Origin of the sequence: Pseudomonas vancouverensis (assembly GCF_004348895.1) — a bacterium.
Classification (GTDB): domain Bacteria; phylum Pseudomonadota; class Gammaproteobacteria; order Pseudomonadales; family Pseudomonadaceae; genus Aquipseudomonas; species Aquipseudomonas vancouverensis.
Genome location: NZ_RRZK01000008.1, coordinates 251665 through 270861, shown reverse-complemented (window position 1 = coordinate 270861; position 19197 = coordinate 251665). Strand labels below are relative to the sequence as shown.

Genomic DNA, 19197 nt, shown 5'->3' with positions numbered 1-19197 from the left:
TGTCCAGAGTAGACGCCGACGAGCTGCCAGGGCTTTCAAAAAACTGACCTGACTTTTCTGTGCCGGCTTCACTACTATGGTGCCCATGAACCCTCGCAATCGCCCGCAACCCTCGCGCCAGTCCGAACCGGTACGCCGTATCGAGGCCGGACCCTGGGCGATCGAATTGCTGCCCGGCGCCGCTTATGCCGCGCGCTATGTCGCGACCCAGGCCGGTATCGGCTTCGCCTTCGACAGCCAGCGCGGCGTGCACGCCATCGGCAGCGACCGCGTGCGCCCCTTCGACGCCGTGCCCAATGGCCTGGCGTTTGTGCCGCAGGGCTGTGATGTGTTGTCTGAGTCACCCAGCGGCGGTGAATACCTGCGGGTGATTCGCACCGACGGCCTGGCCTTGCCGGGCGACCACGCCTTCAACAATCGCATCGACCCGCAGGCGACCGCCCTCGCCTTGCGCATGCGTATGGCGCTGTTGCGAGGTTCAGTGCAAGACGACTGGGAGGCCTGGGCGCTGGCGTTGGCCGAGCGGGCAACCGGCAGCGACGCCCCGTCGGCAACGGCCATGGATGCGATCACCGGCCGGCGCATGCGTCTGCTCGACGAGTTCATTAACGCCGGCCTCGACGCTCCGATCGGCGTTACCGCGATGGCGCAATTGCTCGGCTTGTCCGAAGGCTACTTCATGCGCGCCTTCAAACAGGCCACCGGGCAAAGCCCGCACAGTTACCTGATCGACAGGCGCCTCGCCAGGGCCCGGGCACTGCTGCGCGACTCGACAGCCGGTTTGACCGAGATCGCCCTCGCCTGCGGCTTCAACTCCCATGCGCACATGACGACTGCGTTCAGGCAGCGGCTGGGGATCAGTCCGGGGGAACTGCGTCGGCGCTGAACCGGCTGACGTAATCGCCAGCAAGCTCGCGCCTCCATTGAAATGCACTCCTCTGCGGGTGCGAGCTTGCTCGCGATGGTCGTCAACGATAACGCGCCCTGCCTGAGTGCCCGCGTTGCCCGGACGTTTTTCGCGAGCAGGCTCGCTCCTACAGGATGAGCCCTTTACAGGCTCGGCAGCAATTTCGCCGACACCAGCTCGTTCAGGCAACGCGACGCCAGCAGCTCACTCGCGGCGTTGATGTCCGGCGCAAAGAAGCGGTCCTTTTCATAGAACGGCACTTCGTTACGCAGGATGGCGCGGGCCTTTTCCAGCTTCGGCGAAGTCTTCAGACCGTTGCGCAAATCCAGCCCCTGCACTGCCGCCAGCCACTCCACGGCGAGAATGCCGCGGGTGTTCTCGGCCATTTCCCACAGGCGCTTGCCGGCCGCCGGGGCCATGGACACGTGGTCTTCCTGGTTGGCCGAGGTCGGCAGGCTGTCCACCGAATGTGGATGGGCCAGCGCCTTGTTTTCGCTGGCCAGTGCCGCAGCGGTGACCTGGGCGATCATGAAGCCTGAGTTGACCCCGCCGTTGGCCACCAGGAACGGCGGCAGTTGCGACATGTGCTTGTCCATCATCAACGAGATGCGCCGCTCGCTCAGCGAGCCGATTTCGGCGATGGCCAGGGCCATGTTGTCGGCGGCCATGGCCACCGGTTCGGCGTGGAAGTTGCCGCCGGAAATCACGTCACCTTCGGCAGCGAACACCAGCGGGTTGTCGGACACGGCGTTGGCTTCAACCGCCAGCACGTCGGCGGCCTGACGGAACTGGGTCAGGCAGGCGCCCATGACTTGCGGCTGGCAGCGCAGGGAGTACGGGTCCTGGACCTTTTCGCAGTTTTCGTGGGAATCGGAGACTTCGCTGCGCTCACCGAGCAGGTCGCGATAAGCGGCGGCGGCATCGATCTGGCCTTGCTGGCCACGGGCGGCGTGGATGCGTGCGTCGAACGGTGAACGCGAGCCGAGCACGGCTTCGACAGTCAGGCCACCGAGGGCCAGGGCGCCGGCGAACAAGTCTTCACCTTCGAACAGGCCACGCAGGGCGAACGCCGTCGACACCTGGGTACCGTTGAGCAGCGCCAGGCCTTCCTTCGCCGCCAGAGTCAGCGGGGTCAGACCGGCGACTTTCAGCGCCTCGGTCGCTTCCATCCACTCGCCCTTGTAGCGCGCCTTGCCTTCGCCGAGCAGCACCAGCGACATGTGCGCCAATGGTGCGAGGTCGCCGGAGGCGCCAACCGAGCCTTTCAACGGAATGTGCGGGTAGACCTCGGCGTTGATCAGGGCGATCAACGCATCGATCACCACCCGGCGAATGCCGGAGAAACCCCGGCTCAGGCTGTTGACCTTGAGCACCATGATCAACCGTACCAGGTCGTCACTGATCGGCTGGCCGACGCCGGCGGCGTGGGACAACACCAGCGAGCGCTGCAGGTTTTCCAGGTCTTCGCTGGCGATGCGGGTCGAGGCCAGCAGGCCGAAGCCGGTGTTGATGCCATAGGCGGTGCGGTTCTCGGCGAGGATCTGCTCGACGCAGGCGACGCTGGCGTCGATCTGCGCGGCGGCGCTGCTGGCGAGACTGACCTGGACCGGGTGTTGGTAGGCCGCACGCAGTTGGGCGAGGCTCAGTTGGCCGGGGTGGATGTTCAGCGTGTGCATGTTGATGTTCCTGTAACCGGGGTAGCGATGGATTGTTTTTGTATTTGCTCCTGTAGGAGCGAGCTTGCTCCCACAGGTTTTGCCTGTCGTTCAATCGGCCGAGCGATACCGTGCCGTGCGCCAGAGCTTTTCCGATTCGATGGTCAGATGACGCAAGCCACTGCGGTCGAGCATGCGCTCCGATTCCTCCTGCACCGCAGCCAGCACAGCCGCCTCGTCCACGGCACGTACGAGGTAGTCTTCCATCAGGATCTTGCCGTCGACGATGGTGGTGCACACGTCTGCGCCGTTGGCGAAGCAGGTGACGCGGTGCACCGGCATGTTCAGCGGCATCAGGTGCGGCTTGAGCAGGTCGATGAGAATGATGTCGGCTTTCTTGCCGACCTCCAGCGAGCCGATCTCATGCTCCATCGACAGCGCTCTGGCGGCATCGATGGTGACCATTTCCAGCACCTTGCCTTGGGGCAGGATGTCCGGGTCGCGAAAATGCCGACGGTGGTAATGCATGCACTGGAACATGTGGCGGAACATGTCGTAGCCACGGTCCGGGGCGGCGCCGTCGGAACCGAGGGCGACGGTGACACCGGCTTCGATCAGCTCCGGCACCGGGCAGCGGCCGAGGATCGACATGATGGCGCTCGGGTTATGCACGATCCTGGTCTGCGTCTCCCGGCACAGGGCGATGTCTTCCTCGGTGAGGTCGATGCTGTGGGACATGAAGGCCGTCGGACCGAGCAGACCCAGTTCGTGATGGGCCAGCGCCAACGTACCCGCGCGGTGGCCGTCCTGGGTGAACGTCAGGCCATGTCGCTGGGCCAGCTCGCGGTATTGCTGCGCTTGCTGACGGTACAGCGGGGCCAGCTGTCGGTGACCGGGTTCGTGTTGCGGCGCGTACACCGGCAAGGTGAGTGCAATGCGCACGCGGCCGTCGGCCATGCCGTCACAGGTCCTGGCGATGTCATCGCAGACCTCGAACATCTGCTCGAAACTGACGCTGCGCCGAGTCGGTGGTTCAGTTGACCAGTCAAGATAAGTGCGGGGTGCGGGCGAACGCGACGGTCCGACCGCCACCACCGAGCGGGTGCCGATTTCAGCGATTGCCTGGGCGTGACGTTGCGCGTAGACCGGATCGTCGACGCGCATGATCGAGTCGCCACCGCCCAACAGCGAGACGCCGGTGGTGGTGCCGCATTTGAGGCGCTCCAACGCCGACAAGCGCGCATCGGCCTCCCAGAAGCCGACCCCGGAGGCCAGGGTGTAGATGTTCTCGCAGGCCTGCATCCAGGCATCGCCCTCCGCCCCGCCGATGGTTTTCAGCATGGCGTGGCCGGCGTGGGCGTGACTGTCGATCAGGCCCGGCAGCACTGCTTTGTGGCGGGCGTTGATGACTTTGTCTGCTGTGAAATTTGCGCGCAGTTCGTCTGTGCGCCCTACCGCAACGATGCGATTGCCACGCACAGCCACAGCACCATCCTCGATCACCCGGCGCTGCTCGTCCACGGTGATGACCACACCGTGCTCGATCAGCAGATCGACCTTGTTGAGTGTCGGTTGAGTCACAGGCGGCTCCCGACCAGTTGGCCATCTTTCGCCACGACCACACCGCGGCTGATCACCGTGCGTGCCAGCGGACGCGACACGACGGCTTCGCTCAGTGTCTGTGCCGGCAGCAACATCAAGTTGGCCGCCTGACCGACAGCCACCCCATGATCACTGCGCCCCAGTGCCAACGCCCCATTGGTGGACGCGGCGTCGAAGGCGGTGCAGATTTGCGGATCGGTACGCATGCCGCAGCGCAACGCCAGCAGCATCGCGCGTTCGAGCATGTCGCCGTTGCCCATCGGCGTCCACGCATCGCGAATGCCGTCTGAGCCGAGGCACACGTTCACCCCCGCTCCCAGCAACTCGGTGAAGGGCGGAATTTCAATGTCGGACGGTGCTGTGGTCATCAGCGAAATTCTATTGGCCGCCAGACGCTCGGCCAATGGCTGCACTTGAGCCCAGCTGTTCATGCCCAGGCAAAAGGCATGGCTGATCATCACCCGTCCCTGGCGCTGATAACGCTCGGTGAAATCGACGATGCGCGCAATCTGCCAGAGCCCCAGCTCGCCGCCGTCATGCAGATGGATATCGATACCGCGATCGAAGCGGCTCGCCAGTTCGAAGAGGATGGTGAGATGGGTGATGGGATCATTGTCGATGCCGCAAGGGTCGAGCCCGCCGACCACTTCAACGCCCAGTTCCAGTGCTTCACGCATCAAGTCCTCAACACCGGGACGGTTGACCAGACCCACCTGGGGGAAGGTGACGAACTCCAGGTCCACCAGGTCGGCGTAGCGCTCGCGCAACTCCAGCATGGCTTGCACATGTTCGATGCCCAACTCCGGATCGGCGTCGACATGGCAACGCAACGTCAGCGAACCGCGCGCGATGCATTGTTCCAGCAACGCCCCCGCCCGCTCGGCGATGGGCGATGTGAGCTCGCGCAGGATCTGCCGCTCATTGGCGATCCGTGCCTTGAGGTTCGGGCCGGCACTGTGCGGGCGCCAGGGTTGCCCCCACAAGGTCTTGTCCAGATGGATGTGGCTTTCCACCAGGGAAGGCACCAGCAGTTGGCCTTGCCCGTCCAGGTCCGGGCCGCTGACAGGCTTGCCGGCGGCGGGCTGACGAGCGCCGATGCGACCGTCGACAATCTGTACATCTTGCGCGTCGCCGCCATAAGGACGGACGTTGCGCAGCCAGAATGAATTGCTCATTTGAACCTCATCACTGTGTGAGCGGCCCCGGACATCGGATCGTCCACGAGGCACGCTTTACGGCTTCAACAAAAACACTATTTCAGGTTGCCCGCCAGGAACTGTTTGAGACGCTCGCTCCTGGTGTGCTTGAACAGTTGCTCCGGGTTGCCCTCTTCCTCGATCCTGCCCTGGTGCAGGAAGATCACATGGTTGGACACCTCGCGGGCGAAGGCCATTTCGTGGGTCACCACGACCATGGTCCGGCCCTCTTCGGCCAGCGCCTGCATCACTTTCAGCACCTCGCCGACCAGCTCCGGGTCAAGGGCCGAGGTCGGTTCGTCGAACAGCATCACCTCCGGCTCCATCGCCAGCGCCCTGGCGATCGCCACGCGCTGCTGCTGGCCACCGGACAGATGCGCCGGGTACTTGCTTTCCATGCTGGTCGGCAGGCCGACTTTCGCCAGGTACTTGCGCCCACGGGCCAGCGCCTCGTCACGGCTGAGGCCGAGGGCATGCATCGGCGCCTCGATCACGTTTTCCAGCACGGTCATGTGTGCCCACAGGTTGAAGTGCTGAAACACCATGGACAGTTTGGTGCGCATGCTCTGCAACTGCTTCTGGTTGGCCACGCGCAGCCCACCGTGCTTGTCCTTCTCGGTGCGGATTTCCTCGGCATTCACGGTGATGCGCCCGGCGCAGGGTTGTTCGAGGAAGTTGATGCAACGCAGGAACGTGCTCTTGCCCGACCCCGAGGAGCCGATGATGCTGATCACATCGCCGGCCTTGGCCTTGATCGACACGCCCTTGAGCACTTCATGGTTGCCATATTTCTTGTACAGATCGTCTACGGTCAGTTTGTACATGGATAAGACCCTGGGTATGCGGCCTTCAGGCGGCCTGTGGTTTCAGGAAGGCCAGCCAGCGGCTTTCACCGCGTCGGAACAGCCAGACAAGCGACAGCGCAATCACCGCGTACAACAGGGCGGCGATGAAAAAAGCCTCGAACGATGCATAGGTTGCCGAGTTGACGTCACGGGCAACCTTGAGGATGTCAGGCACCGTGGCCGTGAAGGCCACGGAGGTCGAATGCAGCATCATGATCACCTCGTTGCTGTAGTACGGCAGCGCACGACGCAGCGCCGACGGCAGGATGATGCGCCGGTACAGGTTGAACCTCGACATGCCGAAGGCGCGCGCCGCTTCCACTTCACCATAGGGCACCGAGCGAATCGCGCCGGCGAAGACTTCCGTGGTGTAGGCGCAGGTGTTGAGCGCGAAGGCCAATACCGTGCAGTTGAAGCCTTCGCGAAAGAACATGTCGAGAAAAGCGTGCTCGCGCACCACGCTCAGGCTGTAGACCCCGGTGTAGATGATCAGCAGCTGGATATACAGCGGCGTACCCCGAAACACGTAGGTGTAGAACCACACGGGCAAGCGCACGAAGCGGTTCTTCGATACACGCGCCACGGCCAGCGGCACCGACAGGACGAAGCCGATGGCAATCGACAGCACCAGCAGCCACAGGGTAATCGCCAGGCCGGAAAAGTTGCCCGCGTCCGACCACAAATACGCTTGCCAGTATTCCTGGATAATCGCGATCACAGTTCCGCCTCCCGGATACCCACCGAGTAATGGTGTTTCAGCCAGATCAGCACACCGTTTGAAACCGTGGTGATCGCCAGGTAGATCAGGGCGCCGATCACCGTGAAATAAAACAGTTGCATGGAGCTCTTGCCCGCGTCCTGGGTGGCCCTGACGAGGTCGGACAGACCGATGATGGAGACCAGCGCGGTGGCCTTGATCATCACCTGCCAGTTGTTGGCGATACCCGGCAAGGCGAAGCGCATCATTTGCGGGAACAGGATGCGCTGGAACCCCTGCCAGCGACTCAGACCGTAGGCCATGGCCGCCTCGATCTGGCCACGCGGCACCGCCTGGAAAGCACCGCGAAAGGTCTCGGTGAAATAGGCGCCGTAGATGAACGCGAGCGTCGCGACGCCCGCGACAAAGGGATCGATATCGATCTGATTCATACCCAGGGTTTCGGTGACCTGATTCAAAAGAATCTGGATGCTGTAGAACAGCAGCAACATGGTCACAAGATCCGGAACACTGCGGATCATCGTGGTGTAGAGCGTGGCGATATTGCGCAGCCAGCGATGACTCGACAACTTGGAACTGGCGCCTGCCAGACCAATCAGCACCGAAGCCAGCAGCGACAATATCGCCAGCTTCAGCGTCATCCAGGTGCCGCTGGCGATCAGCGGCCCATAATCTACCAAGGACATTGCATTCTCCTTGAACGCGATCGTTCAACCGAAGCTGACGCTCTTGTTCAATCGTACTTTTCTTGTTTTTGAATGCCGCAAAAGTATGGATTCGTCAGTGATTCGAATACATTCAGGCGCAATAACCGATCAGTCAGTTGTAAACGTCGAAGGTGAAGTACTTGTCGGAAATCTTCTGGTAAGTGCCGTCCTTGATGATGTCCGCCAGGGCGCCATTGATCTGTTCGCGCAGTTCGGTGTCTTCCTTGCGCAAACCGATGCCCGCACCGACGCCGAGGGTTTTCGGGTCGCGCAACTCGGGGCCGGCGAAGGCGAAATCAGCCCCGGCTGCGGTTTTCAGGAAACCCAGGTCGGCTTGTACTGATGATTGCAGCGCCGCGTCGAGACGGCCGGCGATCAGGTCCTGATACACCAGATCCTGGTTCTGATAGGTGGTGATGGTTACGCCCTTCGGTGCCCAGTAAGCCTTGGCATAGACTTCCTGAGTGGAGCCCTGCTCAAGCCCGATACGTTTACCCTGGAGAGACTCGACGGTCGGCTGCAGGTCCGAGCCTTTTTTCGCGATCAAGCGCGGCAGCACGTTGCTGATCTTGTCGGAGAAGGCGATCTGCGCCTGGCGTTTTTCGGTCACGCTCATGGACGACAGAATGCCGTCGAACTTCTTGGCTTTCAGCGCCGGGATGATGCCGTCGAAGGAGTTCTCGACCCAGACGCATTTGACCTGCAGCTTGCTGCAGATCGCATTGCCAAGATCGATGTCAAAACCGACCAGCGAGCCATCGGGAGCTTTCGATTCGAACGGCGCGTAAGTGGGATCAACGCCGAAGCGTATGACCTGCAAGTCCTTGGCGTACACGCCGCTGGCGGCCAGGGCCAGAACAACTGAAACTGCGGACTTCTTCATCTTATTCTCCGTTAGCACAGTGGGACTGAAGTTGTGGAAAGGGCCGCCCCGGTACGGGCTTTTGTTGTGACGGGGCGGCCGGTCATGCACTTGATATCGAGTCGGCTCACACCTGCGGCATGCTGCGTCGGTAGCTCGCTGGCGAGAACTTGAACGTCAGCCCTGCCATCGCCACGAGCACGACCACATGCAGCCACCAACCGGTGATGAAACTGCCGCCGCAATCGCGCAGCCAGCCGATCAGCCAGGGCGCACTCGAGGCCAGCAGGAAACCGATGCCCTGGACGAAAGCCGCCAGCGTCCCGGCCGCTTGCGCAGACGACAAATGATCGAGGCTGACAATCAGGCTGAGTGAGAAGAACCCGCCAAGGCCGAATCCGGCGAGCGCGACCCACAGCCACGGCGCTGCGTTGGCGGCGAGAGCGAAACCGGTAAACCCGATGATCTGCACCGCGATCGTCAGCCACAAAGCCGCGCGGCGGTCAGCGCTGCGGCGCACCAGCATCGGCATGGCGAACGCCGCCGTGGCCTGGAACATCGCCAGCCACGCCAGCAAGTTGCCCGAAAGCGCAAGGTCCATGCCCTGCTGTTGATAGAAGGACGGCAGCCAGGCCACCAGGCTCGAATAGCCGCTGTTGGTCAGCCCGAAATAAGCCGCCAACTGCCAGGCGCGGCGGTTGCGCAAGAAGCGCCCGGTCAGGACCGCTGGCGGTCCACCGGCGGCGATAGGCGCAGTGCGTGGCGCCCAGACCAGCCACAGCAGGAACACCGCCAGCGCGGGCAAGGCCCACATCGACAACCCCATCCGCCAGCCGCCATAGGCATTCAGCCAGGTACTGGCCAGGGAACCGAGCGCCCCGCCGCCGACCAGTGCTGCCGAGTACAGGCCCATGACCATGGCAATGCGATCCGCGAACCAGCGTTTGGCGACCCCCGGAATCAAGGCCTGGATCAACGCGACGCCGGTACCGGCGATACCGGCGCTGGCAATCAATTGACCGCCGTCCGTCACCACGGCACGCACCGCACAGCCCAGCATCAACAGCAATAGTGCAGCGGCCAGCACGGGCTTTTCGCCGAAGCGACGGGCGACGCCAATACCCAGAAAGGCAATCAGGCCCATCAGCACGAAGGGCAAGGTGGTGAGCATGGCGGCGGCGCGAAAATCGAGGCCGATGTCGGCGCGAACCAGATCGAGCACTGGCCCCACCGAGGTCAGGAACGGCCGCAAATTCAGACCCAGCAACACCAGCAGGACCAAGGCGAGCAGCGACACCGTACCCGTGCGCGAAATACCCGCAGGCTCGGGCACCCTCTCCTGCATCAGCGTCACGTCATTGCTCATTGCTTTACCTCGGAATTCGGTCCAGCTGCCGTTCATTCAGCGACTGTTCTGCGAGAGTAAAAGCCGGTGCTATCATTCGGAAATGAAATGTTTGAATGACTGGTAGTGGGAAATCAAATGACTTCAACCCTGATCGATCCGCTGTTGCTCAAGAGCTTCGTCGCGGTGGTCGAAAGCGGCAGCTTCACCCGCGCCGGTGAGCGTGTGCACCTCAGCCAATCGACCATCAGCCAGCAAATCAAGCGCCTTGAAGAGCAACTCGGCTGCGAGCTGGTCAATCGCAGCGGGCGCTACATCGTCACCACCGAGGACGGCGAGCGCCTGCTCGGCTATGCGCGTCGGCTGCTGGGACTGATGGAGGAAACCGTGGATGCGCTGCGCAAGGGCCACGCCCAGGGCGAGGTGCACATCGGCGTACCGGAAGACTTCGCCTCGGACTTGTTGACGCCGACCCTGGGTGCCTTTGCCCGCGCCCATCCGTCGATCCGGCTTGAGATCAGCAGCGGCCTGAGCAACACGCTGTGGCAACAGTTCTGCGCCGGCGACTACGACCTGGTGCTGATCAAGCAGCGCCCCGGCCAGGCCGTCGGGCACGCCGCGTGGCCCGAACCGCTGGCCTGGTTCGACAGCCTCAGCGAGCCGACCCACGAGCGCGACCCACTGCCACTGGTGGTGTTCCCGGTGGGCGGCCTGTACCGCGATGAAATGATCCATGCGCTGGAAAGTGCGGGCCGCCGGTGGAGCATCGGCTACAGCAGCGCCAGCCTCGCCGGCATTCGTTCGGCGGTGGCCAATGGCCTTGGGGTCAGCGTGTTGCCCTCACGCCTGGCCCTGCCCGGCCATCGCCGCCTGGGCGAGGCCGAGTCCTTCCCCGAACTGGCACCGCTGGAAATCGCCCTGCACCTGCGACCTGATGCGCCGCGTAGGGTGATTGATCTGGCAGAGCAGTTGACGGCGTTGTGTGCGCGGGTGACGGGGTATGAGGGTTGAGGTGTCGCGCCGGAAAAAGAATGCCGGGAGGAAGCAGGTGTTGAATGAACAAGGGTTCTCCCTCCAGAGCGGAGGAAGAACCCTTGATCCAGCTAACATTGCTGACCCGCATCCCTGTTGCAAGCCAGATGGAGGCAACCATGGGACGCATACTGGCTTAATAAGCCTGCCCGGATGCTGTCAACCAACTCGCGTTAAACATCATCACTGATAGTTCAAGGTAAAGGTTAACAACGCATTGGCGCTGCCAGGCTTCACTTGTGCAGCGGTTTGCTTGGCTGTAATCAGATACTCCAGATACGAAGTCAGCTCATTGACCGGTTTGTTCAATGTGTAGACCGTTCCGAAAGCCACCAACGCGTTATTTCTGCGCAAATCAGTCACCCGATAACCAATACCGGCGGCTGTAGAGTCTGCCGACAACCCGGCAACTCCGCCTTGCTGGTCGATGTAACTGCTGGCTTCGAGCTTGTAATTAATGGTCATTGCAGCAGACGAACAATTCAGGTCAACCCTTTTGGTCATGGCGTAAGGCATAACGCCCAAGCCCGTGAATTTTCTTTTCTCCATGCTGCCGAAGTTGGCCTGTAATGCGTTATCCACGACATTGCAAGTGGGTGCTATCAGGGAGATTGAAACGGGTTGCGGGAAAGGGGTGATCGCTACAGATCCACCTCCATTTGATGTGTTGTACCGATTCGTCAACAAGCTTGAAGTGTATTTCAACGTTAAACCGATCGGTGCCTGAGCGGTAAGCGGCCCGACCTTGACCACATCAAATACTTTATTAGTATAACTGCCACTTACGCATTGCGTTCCATCATCATAGACAACATGCAGATTGATTCGATTGTCGATACCGCCCAGTTTGCCAACCAAAGTCGGAGCCGCTCGAAAAACCAGATTATTGACATTGGTCAAAAAATCCCCACCACTGAAACTGCTTTCCGAGCTTATTCCGACAACCGTATACCCACCACTGGCAACACGGCAGGTGTAGGAATAGCTCACATTCAAACCATTGACGACGCCATTGGCAATTTGACTATTGATCGGATTGGAGTTTGCCAAATAGGTAGTTGGCGCAGTGATTGCACAGCTCGAAACAGCCAACCCCGTGCAATCAGCAGAAAACGCAAGTGAATAAAAAAGAGCATTCACCACTGACGCAACCACTAAACTGACGTTCGCCAATCTTTTAACCCAACAATGTCTCATGCCAACCTCTACTTCCAAAACCCACAAGCCGAATAAAACAAAATATCAATTACTCGTATCATTCCTTGCTTCTTTTTGAGTGTCCTCACCATAGTCACCCACCCAATTAAAAACCACACTTGCACCGGCTAACGAATTCGCCTTGACATTATCAATTGGAAAATCCTGAGTGCTGAAGGGCGCTACCATCCCTCCATTGGCATTATTGTAAACCTTGCCATCCACTTTTACCGCGACCTGATTAAAACTTACCGAGTAGGCGGCGGGATTCCTGACGTGCACCACTAATCCGGTTGGCGTTGACGAAATTCGCCAACTGAGTTCATCCACCGCCTTTATCGGACTCCCGGATAAATTCAACGGGCGATAAAACAGTTTGATCCGCGTACGAAAGGCCACCTGAACCAGACTATCGCCTTCCTGTACTTTCGGCCGTGCCGGAATATCCAGCACATTGATGAAAAACACCGACTCGCGATCTTTTGGCAGTTCCTCACCGGTAAAAATAATTCGTAGCGCCAGCTGCTGGTTGGGTTCCAGACGGGTAATCGGCGGGGTAATCAAGAAAGGTGTGTGTATTTTTTCCGGAGCCGCTGACGCATCGCCTGCGTCTACCCAGGTCTGCACCAACGAGGGTGACTCGTCCTGATTCTTCAGGTTCAAGCCGACCTCTCGTTCGCCCGCATTGAAAATGACGCGTGTCCCCGATAACACCACCCCTGCCCATACCTGCATCGGGAACAGTCCTAGACTCAGCGTGGCCGCCATCGTCATTACTCGAACCCAGTGCGTCATTGATGTCTCCCGTTAACCGCAGTTCTGCGCAATGCCGCCCGCGCAGCGCGCAAATTTAGAGCTTAGCCTTTAAGCCCTCCCGGGCAATGTAGGAAACTTCCGTTAATGGGTTTAATCAGCTCGTTCGATGGCGAAAGCTCTTGCATTCCTGACAACCGGGCATAATTTCCACTACGCATTCAATCGGTAGCGGCATTTCAATTTTTCCATTGACCAGTTTCGGGCAACTTTCAACAGCGTGTTTGCCGGTTATCGCTGAGTGAACCGCGGCTTCGGCATTGGCATCCTCAGGCAGATGACCAGCGGCTTGCTGAAAATAGGGTTTGGCAACGGGCAACTCCAGGGAGTCGATGAACCTGCACAGTTCAAGCGCAGGCATCGGCCGGGCAAACAGATAGCCCTGGGCAAGCGTGCCGCCCATCTGCTGGAGTTCACTGGACTGTTCCAGCGTTTCGACGCCCTCCACCACCAACGAAATGTTCAGCTCTTTGGCCAGGGCCACGACGCTGCGGATGATCGCGCGGTTCTGTGGCCGGTGTTCGATGTTGCGGATGAAGGTGTTGTCCAGCTTGATCTGGTTAAACGGCAGTTCGCACAAACGCGTCAGCGATGAATAGCCCGCGCCAAAATCGTCCATGGCCAGGCCACAGCCCATCATGCGCAGGCGGGCGAGGTTCTCCAGGCTGTCGGCGGGAGCCTCGAGCAGACCGATTTCGGTGACTTCGAACATCAAGCCGTGCGCCGGCAGTTGATACTGCTGCAGCTTTTCCCGAATGGCCTCCGGCAAGCCCTTGCTGCTCAGTTGCGAGGCATCGAGGTTGAAGGCCAACTCAAGGCGCCGATCTTGCCGCAGCAGATTTGCTTGAAGCTGCAACCCTTGTTCGAACAGACACTCATACAACTCATCAAGCAGATCGAAAGATTCGACGGCGGGCAGGAACTGCCCCGGCGCCAGAAGTCCGCGCTGTGGATGCTGCCAACGGGCCAAGACTTCGGCCCCGGCAATCTTCTGGGTTTGCAGGTCGATCTTCGGTTGGTAATAAGCGAAGAATTCGCCGTTTTGCAAGCCGTCACGAATTTCGAAAAGACTGGGGATCGGGTCCGGATGGCGGGGTGCCAGTTGCCGTTGCTGCAAATCGCCGTAGCGATTGAGCAACAGGCGCAGGCGCTCCAGATTGAAGGGTTTGCCCAGATCACCGAGGAACGGCAACCCCAGGCAATCAATCATGCTGATCACGCCCTGGCGCAACGATGCATCGGCATCGCTGCTGAGAATGACCGAGCCGGCCAGATCATTTTCATAAGCTTCGCGCAGGAACGTCAGGCCATCCATGCCCGGCATGCGCAGATCACAGATGACGATGTCCGCACGGCCGAACACCTTGAGTTTCTTGAGCGCTTCCTGCCCCTCGGAGGCCTCGATCACATGGGTGACGCCAGCCTTGAGCAAGGCGATGACCGCAAGGGATTTCTGGAACGGATGATCTTCCAGTACTAGCACCCTGAGCTTTGACATGGTGAACCCCAAGAGTCGAATAAGGGTAAAAGCCTACAGTTCTGCTTGTAGTCCTCATGCAGGAATGCTTTTCTTCTCTTGTAGGAAACTTCCTATAAAACGGCATTTTCCTACTTCAGGCACTCCGAATTCCTACAAGTGGGGTAAAAGCATCCGCTTGGAAACCGGTGGTCGCGATCTGAACACGGTAGTGATGCAGTCTTGGAGTGGATGAATGAGCAAGGTCTTGATCGTCGATGATCACCCGGTGATCCGAATGGCAGTCGCCATGTTGATGAAACAGCTGGGTCACGAGGTGATCGCAGAGACGGACAACGGCGTGGAAGCGGTGCAGGTTGCTCGTGATTTGCTGCCTGATCTGGTGATCCTGGATATCGGCATTCCAAGGCTCGATGGCCTGGAAGTGATCAAGCGCCTGAAGGCACTGGAATTGCCCATGCGCATTCTGGTGCTGACGTCGCAGTCGGTCAGTCAGTTCGCGGTGCGCTGCCTGGCCGCCGGCGCCCTGGGGTTTGTGACCAAGGGTGAAACGCTGGACGAACTGGAGTACGCGGTCAAGGCGGTATTGGCCGGCTATCAGCATGTTCCGCGTGAGTTGCACAACTCGGTCCAGGCCTACAACGCTGACATCACCGAGGACTCGCAGATCGGTACCCTCTCAAACCGCGAGGTGGCGGTGTTGCGCTTGTTGGGCAAGGGCATGTCCAACAAGGAAATCGCCGACGATCTGCTGCTCAGCAACAAAACCATCAGCACCTATAAAAGCCGGCTGATGGAAAAGCTCGACGCGCACACCACCCTGGACCTGATCGAGTTCGCCAAGCGCAACCACCTGGAGTGACCTGTCCCTCCAATTGCTAACTCAGGTGCTCACTCACAGCCGTCTCAAGTTCGAGAATGGCGCGCTCGACCTTGTGCACCTGGGTCGTGAGTTGTTCATCGCTGGTCTCCGGCTGATCACACAACGACTCCAGCGTTTCGCATCCCTGAACCAACTGGCGAGCCTGGATCATCCGCGCCGCGCCCTTGATCCGATGGGCGAGGTCCGACAGGTCCTGACGATTGCTGGTGAACGGCGTCAGCAGCAACAGTTGCTGCAGGTCGCTGCGGTTGGTGCGCATCAGTTCGCCCAGGAGCATGTTCATCAACTCGGGATCGCGACCGGTCAGGCGCTCGGGCTCTTCCAGATTGAACAACACCGGCTCGACCTGAGCGACATCAGTGTCAGCCTGATCTGCTGCCGGTAGATCCAGAGCGCTCAGGCTCGACAAGGTATTGCTCAGGCTTGCCAGGCCAATGGGTTTGAACAGGCAGTCATTCATCCCCGCCGCCAGGCAACGCTCCACGGCATCGGGCTGGGCGTTGGCGGTAAAGCCAAGAATCGTGCAGGTCGGCATCTGCCGCTCAGCCTCTGTTTCTCGCACCTTTTGCGCCAGCTCGTAACCGCTCATCACCGGCATGTTGCAGTCGGTGATGATCACGTCGAACTGCCCTCGCGCCCACACTTCGTACCCCTGCGCGCCGTCCACGGCTTCGGCGATCTGGTGCCCCAGGTAAGTCAACTGGCGGGCCATCAACAAGCGGTTCGCCGGATGGTCGTCGACCACCAGGATCCGCAGGGAACTGCCCGCATCGGAGATCTGCGTCGGTTCCGGCAGATGCTCGCGCGGCAGCGGGTACAGCGTACTCAACGTCAAGTCGACCATCACCGTCGTGCCCTGCCCCAACGTGCTGCGCAGGCTCAAGGTGCCGCCCATCATGGCGCACAGTGAACGGCAGATCACCAGGCCCAGGCCGGTCCCTCCGCGGGCGGTTTGTGCAGGCTGGTCCGCCTGGACAAAGGGCTGGAACAGGCGCTGCTGATCTTCTTCGGAAATGCCGATGCCGGTGTCCTCGACCAGCAACTGCAGGTGCAGGCGATCGTCGTCGAGCGGTTTGCCGCGCACCCGCAGTTTGATCTGGCCCTTCTCGGTGAACTTGATGGCGTTGCTGATCAGGTTGGACAACACCTGCTTGAAACGCACGGGGTCGATCAATACATCGGTGTTGACCGTCGAATCCATTTCCAGGCTCAAGGTCAGGGTCTTTTGCCGAGCGAGGCCATCGAACACCCGCACCACGGACTCCACAAGTTCCCGTGGGTTGGCCCGCTGCGGGGACACGTTGAGATGGCCGGACTCGATGCGCACGATGTCGAGGATGTCACCGATCAGCTCGAGCAAGCCGCGCGCAGCGCCGTAGGCGACCTCGATGGCGCCACGGTCGAAATCGCCATGGTCGGCGCGTTTGAGCGACAACTCGAGCATGCCGATCACCGCATTCATCGGCGTGCGGATCTCGTGACTCATGGTCGCCAGGAAGGTGGTCTTGGCACGGCTGGCCGCATCGGCCTCTTCCTTCGCGGCCTGCAACTGCTCTACCAGCACACGACGCTCGCTGATGTCGACCCAGCCGCAGATGACGCCCTTGATGTCGCCGGAGAGGTCACGATAAGGCTGAATCCAGTGATAGATACTCAAGGTCCGGTCACCCAGCTTGAGCAGGCGGTCCAGTTCCAGCGGCCGGTCCTCGGCCATCACCAGCATGTAGTCGTCGTGGAAATTCAATGCTTCGGAGGCATTGCCCTTGGCCCCTTCGATGGCCGTCTTGCCGATCACCTGCTCGCGGGTCAGGCCGAAAGTTTCCAGGTAATTGTCGTTGCACGACACCAGCCGGCCCTGACGATCACGCACATAAATCGGGTGCGGCGTGCCATTGATCAAGGCCTGTTTGAAACGCAGTTGGTCATCCAGTGCCTGCTCGGCCTGGCGCCGCAGTTTCACCTGGCGCCGCAGATTGGCGTTCCAGATCAGTGACACCAGAATCAGCATCGCCGCTGCCGCGCTGATCTGGTAAATCAGCGGTCGATAGTCGTGCCAGGCCTGCCCGCGCGTGACGGCGTTGGAGCGCCAACGGGTGCTGATCACGTTCATTTCATCGGGCGGAATGCTCAGCAGCACCTTGTCCAGGATCGACTGCAGCTCGGTATTGCCCCGTGACATGGCAAAGGAAAAACGCGCGGAGTTGGCCCCCAGCACATTGACCACCCGCAGCTTCTTGTCGAACAGGCGCAGGGAGTAGTACTGCGCCACGCTGAGTTCAGCGACCGTGGCATCGGCCTCGCCGCGCTGAACCATGCCCATGGCCTCAAGCAGGGTCGGCGTCTCGATGATCTTCAGGTCGGGATAATCGGTGTGCACGGTCTTGAGAAAAATATGCCCCTGGGGAATGGCCAGGCGCGCGCCGTGCATGGTTTCCAGGCTGATGTGCTGGTTGTCGTCGGTGCGGGTGATCAGGGCAAAGGGGTTGGACAGGAAGGGGTGGGAAAAACGCACGGTGCTCTGGCGTTCTTCGCTGGCGGTCAGCAAGACCAGATCGGCCTTGTCGCTGGCCACGGCATTGGCCAGATTTTGCAGGTGATCGGTGTACTCGATATCGAAATGGATGCCGGTGTGCAGCGTGACCATTTTCAACAGGTCTGCGGCAATCCCGTTGAAATTGCCGTCGGCATCCAGGAACGCCACCGGTGCCTGGTCGCTGCTGATCAGCACACGCAACACCGGGTGTTCGCTGATCCAGTGATTTTCGGTGGCCGTCAAATTCAAGTGCGCATTCAAGGCAGTCCCGGTGCCGCCGCCCCAGCGCTTGACGATGGTGCCCAGTTGATCCGGTGTGATCACCGCCAACGCCTTGTTGATGATGCCCAGCAGCCGCGGATTATCCTGACTGAAGGCAAAGCGCACGCCCCCGGAGTCGATCTCCAGGTTGCGTTCGAATTTCACGTAGTTGAAGTAGTTTTCGTTGATCAGCAGGTTGCTGGACAGCGCATCCCCCAGATAGAAGTCAACATGCCCGAAGGCCAGAGCGCCCAAGGCTTGTTGGCGTGAGTCAAAGACCTGAAATGTGGCCCCTGGAAACGCCTTGCGCACCGCGTCCAGTGACAGGTAGTCGTAGGTCATGGCGATTTTCATTCCGTCCAGGGACGGTCCGAAGGTGCGCTTGTCGTTGAGCCGGCTGAACAACGCCGATTGCTCCGGTGCGTACTGCGCGCTGAGGTTCATCGGCTGATCATTGACGTCGTAATTGTTGGCGCTGCCCAACAGGTCGATCTCACCCTTCTTCAAGGCTTCGATGGCACTTGTACGGTTGGGAAACTGACGCACCTGCACGGGCATGTGCAGCAACTGGCTGACCAAGCCGAACACATCGGCGGTAATGCCTTCGTATTGGCTGCCACTGAGGGTCACGTCAAAGGGTTTGTAGTCCGGTACCGAGACACCCAATACCAGGTTTTTCTTCTGTCGCAACCAATGCCAATCGTCATTGCTCAACGACAGTTCCTGCTGGGCGAGTTGCGAACGCCCCATGAGCTGGAAGGGTTTGTACGCCTGCTCGCTCTCGGCGGCAGTGGCGCACGAAGCGATCAGGGCAAGCATCAGAAGAACAACTTTGCAGCGCATAAAGAGGAAGCCTTGCCAGAGAATTTGCAGAGTGATCGCTTCAGCGCAGCGTAGAAACGAGCCGCTAGAGCATGAAGAACGGAAGAAGTTTGAAGGATTTTTCCTTCTCACAGCTTAGGACACTTCCTACTCCCGTGTAGTCCGTTTCTGACATCTCGCGGCGACAATGCCCACTATATTTATCTGGCATTCACAAATGCACAGCCGATGTGACATTTGCCCAAACATGAAAACCGAGCACGGCCAAGGTTCGATAAATCAAATAGCTGATCAATCGAAACACACCTCGCCAACTTTGAAAATTTAAAAGTAGTGCTGTGA

General features: G+C 60.0%; 15 protein-coding genes. 3 read left to right on the top strand and 12 right to left on the bottom strand.

Annotated features, from left to right (window positions below; all coding sequences use genetic code 11):
* Positions 1–76: 76 nt before the first annotated feature.
* Complete coding sequence (locus EIY72_RS08940) at positions 77–886, top strand: helix-turn-helix transcriptional regulator (RefSeq protein ID WP_371315391.1); 810 nt, start codon at positions 77–79, stop codon at positions 884–886.
* 164 nt (positions 887–1050) lie between these two features.
* On the opposite strand, the gene hutH is transcribed toward EIY72_RS08940, so the two are convergent.
* The 8 genes from hutH to EIY72_RS08895 all read right to left on the bottom strand — a co-directional run bounded on the left by hutH (position 1051) and on the right by EIY72_RS08895 (position 9858).
* Positions 1051–2583, bottom strand: coding sequence for a histidine ammonia-lyase (gene hutH, locus EIY72_RS08930; RefSeq protein WP_093218979.1), 1533 nt, complete (start codon positions 2581–2583; stop codon positions 1051–1053).
* A gap of 90 nt (positions 2584–2673) precedes the next feature.
* Positions 2674–4143 carry an amidohydrolase family protein gene (locus tag EIY72_RS08925; RefSeq protein ID WP_093218976.1) on the bottom strand — a complete coding sequence of 490 codons (1470 nt, stop codon included), beginning with the start codon at positions 4141–4143 and terminating at the stop codon, positions 2674–2676.
* Positions 4140–5339 (bottom strand): amidohydrolase family protein, encoded by a 1200-nt coding sequence (locus EIY72_RS08920; protein ID WP_093218974.1) that lies wholly within the window; start codon positions 5337–5339, stop codon positions 4140–4142. The genes EIY72_RS08925 and EIY72_RS08920 overlap by 4 nt, the downstream gene beginning before the upstream one ends.
* Before the next feature lie 77 nt (positions 5340–5416).
* Complete coding sequence (locus EIY72_RS08915; RefSeq protein ID WP_093218971.1) at positions 5417–6184, bottom strand: ABC transporter ATP-binding protein; 768 nt, start codon at positions 6182–6184, stop codon at positions 5417–5419.
* Positions 6185–6209: 25 nt separating this feature from the next.
* On the bottom strand, positions 6210–6923 hold the full coding sequence (locus EIY72_RS08910; protein WP_093218968.1) for an ABC transporter permease: 714 nt from the start codon (positions 6921–6923) through the stop codon (positions 6210–6212).
* Positions 6920–7609, bottom strand: coding sequence for an ABC transporter permease (locus EIY72_RS08905; protein WP_093218965.1), 690 nt, complete (start codon positions 7607–7609; stop codon positions 6920–6922). The genes EIY72_RS08910 and EIY72_RS08905 overlap by 4 nt, the downstream gene beginning before the upstream one ends.
* Before the next feature lie 133 nt (positions 7610–7742).
* Positions 7743–8513, bottom strand: a complete 771-nt coding sequence (locus EIY72_RS08900) for an ABC transporter substrate-binding protein (RefSeq protein WP_093218962.1) — start codon at positions 8511–8513, stop codon at positions 7743–7745.
* A gap of 106 nt (positions 8514–8619) precedes the next feature.
* The gene (locus EIY72_RS08895) at positions 8620–9858 is read right to left on the bottom strand and encodes a cyanate transporter (RefSeq protein ID WP_231985548.1); all 1239 of its coding nucleotides are present in this window, start codon (positions 9856–9858) and stop codon (positions 8620–8622) included.
* A gap of 117 nt (positions 9859–9975) precedes the next feature.
* On the opposite strand from EIY72_RS08895, the gene EIY72_RS08890 reads away from it, so the two are divergent.
* Positions 9976–10848, top strand: a complete 873-nt coding sequence (locus EIY72_RS08890; RefSeq protein ID WP_093218960.1) for a LysR family transcriptional regulator — start codon at positions 9976–9978, stop codon at positions 10846–10848.
* 204 nt (positions 10849–11052) lie between these two features.
* Here EIY72_RS08890 and EIY72_RS08885 read toward each other — a convergent pair whose 3' ends face one another.
* The 3 genes from EIY72_RS08885 to EIY72_RS08875 all read right to left on the bottom strand — a co-directional run bounded on the left by EIY72_RS08885 (position 11053) and on the right by EIY72_RS08875 (position 14377).
* Positions 11053–12042, bottom strand: a complete 990-nt coding sequence (locus tag EIY72_RS08885; protein WP_157720934.1) for a fimbrial protein — start codon at positions 12040–12042, stop codon at positions 11053–11055.
* 69 nt (positions 12043–12111) lie between these two features.
* Positions 12112–12861, bottom strand: coding sequence for a fimbrial biogenesis chaperone (locus tag EIY72_RS08880; protein WP_093218955.1), 750 nt, complete (start codon positions 12859–12861; stop codon positions 12112–12114).
* 115 nt (positions 12862–12976) lie between these two features.
* Entirely contained in the window at positions 12977–14377 is a 1401-nt protein-coding gene (locus EIY72_RS08875) for an EAL domain-containing response regulator (RefSeq protein WP_093218952.1), read from the bottom strand.
* 214 nt (positions 14378–14591) lie between these two features.
* On the opposite strand from EIY72_RS08875, the gene EIY72_RS08870 reads away from it, so the two are divergent.
* Positions 14592–15218, top strand: a complete 627-nt coding sequence (locus EIY72_RS08870; protein WP_093218949.1) for a response regulator transcription factor — start codon at positions 14592–14594, stop codon at positions 15216–15218.
* Between the two features lie 16 nt (positions 15219–15234).
* Here EIY72_RS08870 and EIY72_RS08865 read toward each other — a convergent pair whose 3' ends face one another.
* A complete protein-coding gene (locus EIY72_RS08865; RefSeq protein ID WP_093230453.1) occupies positions 15235–18852 on the bottom strand; it encodes a transporter substrate-binding domain-containing protein in 3618 nt (1205 codons plus the stop codon).
* Positions 18853–19197 lie beyond the last annotated feature (345 nt).

What these genes read in the sequence shown, in the direction of transcription:
- EIY72_RS08940 (WP_371315391.1), top strand. Translation starts at nt 77, where the DNA reads ATGGTGCCCATGAACCCTCGCAATCGCCCGCAACCCTCGCGCCAGTCC.
- hutH (WP_093218979.1), bottom strand. Translation starts at nt 2,583, where the DNA reads ATGCACACGCTGAACATCCACCCCGGCCAACTGAGCCTCGCCCAACTG.
- EIY72_RS08920 (WP_093218974.1), bottom strand. Translation starts at nt 5,339, where the DNA reads ATGAGCAATTCATTCTGGCTGCGCAACGTCCGTCCTTATGGCGGCGAC.
- EIY72_RS08915 (WP_093218971.1), bottom strand. Translation starts at nt 6,184, where the DNA reads ATGTACAAACTGACCGTAGACGATCTGTACAAGAAATATGGCAACCAT.
- EIY72_RS08905 (WP_093218965.1), bottom strand. Translation starts at nt 7,609, where the DNA reads ATGTCCTTGGTAGATTATGGGCCGCTGATCGCCAGCGGCACCTGGATG.
- EIY72_RS08900 (WP_093218962.1), bottom strand. Translation starts at nt 8,513, where the DNA reads ATGAAGAAGTCCGCAGTTTCAGTTGTTCTGGCCCTGGCCGCCAGCGGC.
- EIY72_RS08895 (WP_231985548.1), bottom strand. Translation starts at nt 9,858, where the DNA reads ATGAGCAATGACGTGACGCTGATGCAGGAGAGGGTGCCCGAGCCTGCG.
- EIY72_RS08890 (WP_093218960.1), top strand. Translation starts at nt 9,976, where the DNA reads ATGACTTCAACCCTGATCGATCCGCTGTTGCTCAAGAGCTTCGTCGCG.
- EIY72_RS08880 (WP_093218955.1), bottom strand. Translation starts at nt 12,861, where the DNA reads ATGACGCACTGGGTTCGAGTAATGACGATGGCGGCCACGCTGAGTCTA.
- EIY72_RS08875 (WP_093218952.1), bottom strand. Translation starts at nt 14,377, where the DNA reads ATGTCAAAGCTCAGGGTGCTAGTACTGGAAGATCATCCGTTCCAGAAA.
- EIY72_RS08870 (WP_093218949.1), top strand. Translation starts at nt 14,592, where the DNA reads ATGAGCAAGGTCTTGATCGTCGATGATCACCCGGTGATCCGAATGGCA.
- EIY72_RS08865 (WP_093230453.1), bottom strand. Translation starts at nt 18,852, where the DNA reads ATGCTTGCCCTGATCGCTTCGTGCGCCACTGCCGCCGAGAGCGAGCAG.